General features: G+C 35.2%; 5 protein-coding genes. All 5 read left to right on the top strand.

All coding sequences use genetic code 11. The features are described 5' to 3' along the window. Positions 1–69 precede the first annotated feature (69 nt). A complete protein-coding gene (locus tag N1032_RS22340; RefSeq protein ID WP_259542460.1) occupies positions 70–309 on the top strand; it encodes a hypothetical protein in 240 nt (79 codons plus the stop codon). A gap of 591 nt (positions 310–900) precedes the next feature. Continuing rightward, positions 901–1,068 carry a hypothetical protein gene (locus tag N1032_RS22335; protein WP_259542458.1) on the top strand — a complete coding sequence of 56 codons (168 nt, stop codon included), beginning with the start codon at positions 901–903 and terminating at the stop codon, positions 1,066–1,068. A 582-nt stretch (positions 1,069–1,650) separates the two neighbouring features. Then, a complete protein-coding gene (locus N1032_RS22330; RefSeq protein ID WP_259542450.1) occupies positions 1,651–2,118 on the top strand; it encodes a ribose-phosphate diphosphokinase in 468 nt (155 codons plus the stop codon). A gap of 209 nt (positions 2,119–2,327) precedes the next feature. Continuing rightward, positions 2,328–2,540 carry a hypothetical protein gene (locus N1032_RS22325; RefSeq protein WP_259542448.1) on the top strand — a complete coding sequence of 71 codons (213 nt, stop codon included), beginning with the start codon at positions 2,328–2,330 and terminating at the stop codon, positions 2,538–2,540. Positions 2,541–2,585: 45 nt separating this feature from the next. Then, positions 2,586–2,939, top strand: a complete 354-nt coding sequence (locus N1032_RS22320; RefSeq protein ID WP_310795986.1) for a hypothetical protein — start codon at positions 2,586–2,588, stop codon at positions 2,937–2,939. The last annotated feature ends 60 nt before the right edge of the window (positions 2,940–2,999 follow it).

Genomic DNA, 2,999 nt, shown 5'->3' with positions numbered 1-2,999 from the left:
ATGTTGAAAATGCCTTAATGGAAACTTTGGGAAAACTAAAGAAATTGGAATACTTTAAGGGGTTGATGGATGAACCTGAATATTAGCATTGACGAACAACAGGAGTTCATTGCCGAAGTTGGTGAGTTCATCAAACTGACAAAAGATAAATATAGGGCTGGTCTTGTGTATGAGGTTGTGGGGAAAAGGCAACACAGGAGAAAAATTCTCTATGACGTTAGAAGACCATTCAAAAGGGTTGAGGGCATCAAATATGCCGAAACCTATGAAGAACCACAATATATTGGCGGAGTGTTAGGCAGCACATGACTGATGGCAAATGCCATAAAGGTCAAAAATTTGCGGGGAGATGAATATGAACAAGAGCACTAAAATGTTGAAGGAATATATTGATTTCCTTAGATGACAGCAGGCACACCATAAACAAAACAACAGAAAACTCAAACGGAATAACTATTATGAAAACATAATTTATGATGTTATGACTGCTGAATCAATCTATGTAAGGCAGATGATAACCTTCCAGATATTGCCAATCATCGCCCAAAGGGAAAATGACAAAAGAAAGAATAATAGATTTCATACTTTATAACTTCTCGGTTGATTATATTCCGCCGAACCCCAAAAACCCAATATCAACAGCAAGATATGTTTATGACAGTTTCAATGACGTCCTATTAACAAGGTTTGATTACAAGCATAGCAAATCATATTGTGTGTTTGACCATATCAAAGTGATTGGCGAAAACAACACTTATGAAGCTATCGTTTATAATCGTGCTATGAACGGAAATTTAAAAATAAAAGGGAAAGTTGGTTTCAAATTGACGCTATTACCTTATAATGTATTTGTATAGAAAGGAATAGTTAAAAATGAAATGAACAAATAGACTTTACAATTTGCATGTTAATCACTTAGAAAAGCAACGCAAAAAGATTATTAAAGATTTAGAAAATCCTGATAGGTTAAATAAAAATATAGACTTAAAAATTATTGAGGCAACTAAAAATGAGTATGACCAAATCATAAAGTTTATGAAACAAAATAAAGACAGAACATTTAAATGACTGTGGCATAATCAAGAAAAAATTAAATTACACTTTGAATTTGTTGAATGATTATTTGCAATATCTTTAATATTCATATCACTATTAACTATCAATGCTTTATGATGGGCATTAAATTTCTAAACAAAGGAGAACAAAATGAGTAAAACATTACCATTGACAAAAAGAGATTTTGAATTGGTTAGATTCCCAAATGGTGAATTTAAAATTATCTTAAAGAAAAATCTAACCGGAGAAATAACTTGACTGACATTTGAGACATTTGCAAACGGGGACAACTTCAAGAACCCATCGGAAGAATTGGTTGGTTTCATTCAACTGAATGCCATTGCAGGGAAGTATCAGGCAAAAGAAGTCAAATACACAACAAAAAATGGCAAACTATATTCAAGAATTGAAAACAAAAAGCAAATTGTGAAAACTGATTTCATTCCTTGACTTAGACAAGATAAAGCAAAACTTATCGGTGAAGTGCAAATGGATTGTGTGTATAAGTCATTCACAAACTTGGATATTAAAACAAGGTTGCCACACAATGTTGAAGAACCTGACGCTGGCACTACACACTTATTTAGGTCCGCTATGGAAGACACCGCATACGATGATGTTGTTGTATTTCCGGATTATGGTTCTACAAAAAGATTTGACTTATCAATATTAACCAACCCATTGCCTGGTTTTGTAGAAAAAATAGATACAATAACATTCAATAAAGTTAGAAATGCCGAAACTGGAGAATTAGAATTTACTAAATTTGAAGAACTTGATACATATGTTAAAAATAAAAAATGTTTCATTGTAGATGACATTGGAACTTACTTCGGGACATTCAAACATGTTGCCAAGGAGCTTAAGTCTGCCGGTGCTAAGGAAGTTGTCCTAATCATAAACCACAATGACAATGTAGTTGATATTTACAAGGAAGTCCTTGGAGACATTGACAAGGTTGTCGTGCTTAACGGTGGATACAAGATTGACAGGTATGACATTCAACATCTAAAGGATGAGCAGGAACTTGATAAATTAGTCAAGAAAGGGAAGGTTAAATAATGAATAAAAACATTTTACTTACATTACTGTCAACGGATGGATATAAAACCGGGCACCGTACACTTTACCCAAAGGAAACGACTTTGATGTTCTCAAACCTTACACCGCGTTCAGGTAATTGAGCAAAACCAAACTTAGGTTATGTCGTTGCCCATGGTATGAGATATGTCGTTGACCTAATCAGAAAAGAGTGAGATGAATTCTTCAAGTTGTCAGAAACTGATGCTAAAAAAATTGCCGTTGAATACAGCAAACTGATTCAAAAGTATATCGGTGTTTCAAACTTTGACACAAGTCACTTCATTGAACTTCACAAGTTGGGTAAACTGCCTATTGAGTTCAGGGCATTGCCAGAAGGGACATTGTCTCCTTATAAATTGCCTGTAATCACTTTCCACAACACAGATAAAAGATTTGCTTGACTAGTAAATTACCTTGAGACGAAACTTTCTGCCGAACTGTGACCTATCATTACGGCATCAACAACCTCTCATGCCATTAAGCTGCAACTAGCAAGATGGGCGGAGAAAACGGGAACAGACCTATCATTTGTCAATTTCCAAGCACATGACTTTTCACAAAGGGGAGTTATGGGCACACATGCCGCACAACTTGTCGGTATGGGGCATTTACATAATTTTGATGGGACGGATAACTTGCCTGCTTTACTAGAGTTTAATAGAAAAGGTTCAAGTGTAATCGCAACAGAACACTCAATAGCTTCTTCATCAACTGCCTTCTTCAAAGAAATTCTTACAGAGGCACATGGTGGAATTGAGATTGACAACCTTACTGCCGAAACACAGGCATACAGACATTGAATTGAACACAACCCAAAAGGTGTATTGTCGTTGGTGTCTGACACATGAAACATCTATGAC

The sequence above is a fragment of the Herbiconiux daphne genome (assembly GCF_024979295.1).
Lineage (GTDB): Bacteria > Actinomycetota > Actinomycetes > Actinomycetales > Microbacteriaceae > Herbiconiux > Herbiconiux daphnes.
This window is presented reverse-complemented; position numbering and strand designations above follow the sequence as displayed.

Coding starts and splice junctions, on each gene's coding strand:
- N1032_RS22340 (WP_259542460.1), top strand. CDS start 70: ATGAACCTGAATATTAGCATTGACGAACAACAGGAGTTCATTGCCGAA.
- N1032_RS22330 (WP_259542450.1), top strand. CDS start 1,651: ATGGAAGACACCGCATACGATGATGTTGTTGTATTTCCGGATTATGGT.